Raw genomic sequence first — 3254 nt, 5'->3', positions numbered from 1 at the left:
GGTTCTTTGAAAACTAGATAATATCAATTTTCTTTTATTAATTAATAATTTCATTAATTAAGCCGAGAACACCGCGTTATTTTGAGTTTTTTATTAGTAGTTAAACTACTTCGCATATACTCAATTAACTGAAATCACGTTAGTGATTTAGGTTAAGTTAACAAGGGCGCATGGTGAATGCCTTGGCACTAGGAGCCGATGAAGGACGGGACTAACACCGATATGCTTCGGGGAGCTGTACGTAAGCTTTGATCCGGAGATTTCCGAATGGGGAAACCCAGCCATCTTAACCGATGGTTATTGCTTAGTGAATACATAGCTAAGTAAAGGCAGACGTGGGGAACTGAAACATCTAAGTACCCACAGGAAGAGAAAGCAATTGCGATTCCCATAGTAGCGGCGAGCGAAGTGGGAACAGCCCAAACCAGGAAGCTTGCTTCCTGGGGTTGTAGGACTGAACATTTGAGTTACCAAAGTTGTTGGTAGTTGAACAGGTTGGGAAGCCTGGCCAAAGAGGGTGATAGCCCCGTAAACGAAACCAATAACCCTCAGTTCAGGATCCTGAGTACGGCCAGACACGTGAAACCTGGTCGGAATCCGGGAGGACCATCTCCCAAGGCTAAATACTCCCTAGTGACCGATAGTGAACCAGTACCGTGAGGGAAAGGTGAAAAGCACCCCGGAAGGGGAGTGAAATAGTTCCTGAAACCATGTGCCTACAATTAGTTGGAGCCCGTTAATGGGTGACAGCGTGCCTTTTGTAGAATGAACCGGCGAGTTACGCTAACATGCAAGGTTAAGTTGAAAAGACGGAGCCGTAGCGAAAGCGAGTCTGAAACGGGCGTTTCAGTATGTTGGTGTAGACCCGAAACCAGGTGACCTACCCATGTCCAGGGTGAAGGTGCGGTAAAACGCACTGGAGGCCCGAACCCGTGTACGTTGAAAAGTGCTGGGATGAGGTGTGGGTAGCGGTGAAATTCCAAACGAACTTGGAGATAGCTGGTTCTCTCCGAAATAGCTTTAGGGCTAGCCTCGGAATTGAGAATCGTGGAGGTAGAGCCACTGTTTGGACTAGGGGCCCGTCATGGGTTACTGAATTCAGATAAACTCCGAATGCCACAGATTTATATCCGGGAGTCAGACGGTGAGTGATAAGATCCATCGTCGAAAGGGGAACAGCCCAGACCACCAATTAAGGTCCCTAAGTGTATCCTAAGTGGAAAAGGCGGTGAAGTTGCATAGACAGCTAGGATGTTGGCTCAGAAGCAGCCACCATTTAAAGAGTGCGTAATAGCTCACTAGCCGAGTGATTTTGCGCCGAAAATGTACCGGGGCTAAGGATACCACCGAAATTGTGGATGTGACCATTAGGTCACGTGATAGGAGAGCGTTCTAAGGGCGGTGAAGCTAGATCGTAAGGACTAGTGGAGCGCTTAGAAGTGAGAATGCCGGTATGAGTAGCGAAAGATCAGTGAGAATCTGATCCACCGAATGACTAAGGTTTCCTGGGGAAGGCTCGTCCTCCCAGGGTTAGTCGGGACCTAAGCTGAGGCCGAGAGGCGTAAGCGATGGCTAACAGGTTGAGATTCCTGTACTAGTAAAGTGTGTTTGAACGATGGAGGGACGCAGGAGGCTAAGCCGTGCGCACGATTGGAAATGTGCGTTCAAGCAGTAAGTCAGGTTACCAGTTAAATGCTGGCAGCCGGGTTGACAAGCTGTGATGAGGACCGAATTTAAGTAGGGAAGTGGCCGACGTCACACTGCCGAGAAAAGCTTCTAGTGAATACTTTATTACCCGTACCGCAAACCGACACAGGTAGTCGAGGAGAGTATCCTAAGGTGTGCGAGTGAACTCTTGTTAAGGAACTCGGCAAAATGACCCCGTAACTTCGGGAGAAGGGGTGCTGCACGCAAGTGCAGCCGCAGTGAAAAGGCTCAGGCGACTGTTTATCAAAAACACAGGTTTCTGCAAAATCGTAAGATGACGTATAGGGGCTGACGCCTGCCCGGTGCTGGAAGGTTAAGTGGATGAGTTAGCTTCGGCGAAGCCCAGAAATGAAGCCCCAGTAAACGGCGGCCGTAACTATAACGGTCCTAAGGTAGCGAAATTCCTTGTCGGGTAAGTTCCGACCCGCACGAAAGGCGTAACGATCTGAGCACTGTCTCAACAAGAGACTCGGTGAAATTATAGTACCTGTGAAGATGCAGGTTACCCGCGACAGGACGGAAAGACCCCATGGAGCTTTACTGTAGCTTGATATTGGGTGTTGACACAACTTGTACAGGATAGGTCGGAGCCGTAGAGGCCGGAACGCTAGTTTCGGCAGAGGCGCTGGTGGGATACGACCCTTGTTGTGTGAACACTCTAACCCGCACCACTTAGCGTGGTGGGAGACAGTGTCAGGTGGGCAGTTTGACTGGGGCGGTCGCCTCCTAAAAAGTAACGGAGGCGCCCAAAGGTTCCCTCAGAATGGTTGGAAATCATTCGTAGAGTGTAAAGGCAGAAGGGAGCTTGACTGCGAGACAGACAGGTCGAGCAGGGACGAAAGTCGGGCTTAGTGATCCGGTGGTACCGTATGGAAGGGCCATCGCTCAACGGATAAAAGCTACCCTGGGGATAACAGGCTTATCTCCCCCAAGAGTCCACATCGACGGGAGGTTTGGCACCTCGATGTCGGCTCATCGCATCCTGGGGCTGTAGTCGGTCCCAAGGGTTGGGCTGTTCGCCCATTAAAGCGGTACGCGAGCTGGGTTCAGAACGTCGTGAGACAGTTCGGTCCCTATCCGTCGCGGGCGTAGGAAATTTGAGAGGAGCTGTTCCTAGTACGAGAGGACCGGAATGGACACACCGCTGGTGTATCAGTTGTGCCGCCAGGCGCATTGCTGAGTAGCTATGTGTGGATGAGATAAACGCTGAAAGCATCTAAGTGTGAAACTCGCCTCAAGATGAGATTTCCCATTCCTATATGGAAGTAAGACCCCTGAGAGATGATCAGGTAGATAGGCTAGAAGTGGAAGTCCAGTGATGGATGGAGCGGACTAGTACTAATCGGTCGAGGACTTAACCAAGTAAGAAAACGGTGATTTCCGGTAGGAAAACGATATTATCTAGTTTTGAGAGCATCAGTTCTCAATAGTGTGGTGGCGATAGCCTGAAGGATACACCTGTTCCCATGCCGAACACAGAAGTTAAGCTTCAGCACGCCAAGAGTAGTTGGGGGATCGCCCCCTGCGAGGGTAGGACGTTGCCACGC

The 3254-nt window shown here is 50.2% G+C and carries 2 rRNA genes; both read left to right on the top strand.

Annotated elements, in window-relative coordinates:
• Window positions 1-150: 150 nt before the first annotated feature.
• A 23S ribosomal RNA gene (locus JCM11969_RS16265) occupies window positions 151-3069 on the top strand.
• 68 nt (window positions 3070-3137) lie between these two features.
• Window positions 3138-3254, top strand: a 5S ribosomal RNA gene (gene rrf / locus JCM11969_RS16260).

Origin of the sequence: Secundilactobacillus paracollinoides DSM 15502 = JCM 11969 (genome assembly GCF_001311135.1) — a bacterium.
GTDB classification, from domain to species: domain Bacteria; phylum Bacillota; class Bacilli; order Lactobacillales; family Lactobacillaceae; genus Secundilactobacillus; species Secundilactobacillus paracollinoides.
The sequence above is the reverse complement of the archived record's forward strand: the minus strand, read 5'-3'. Positions and strand labels throughout refer to the sequence as shown.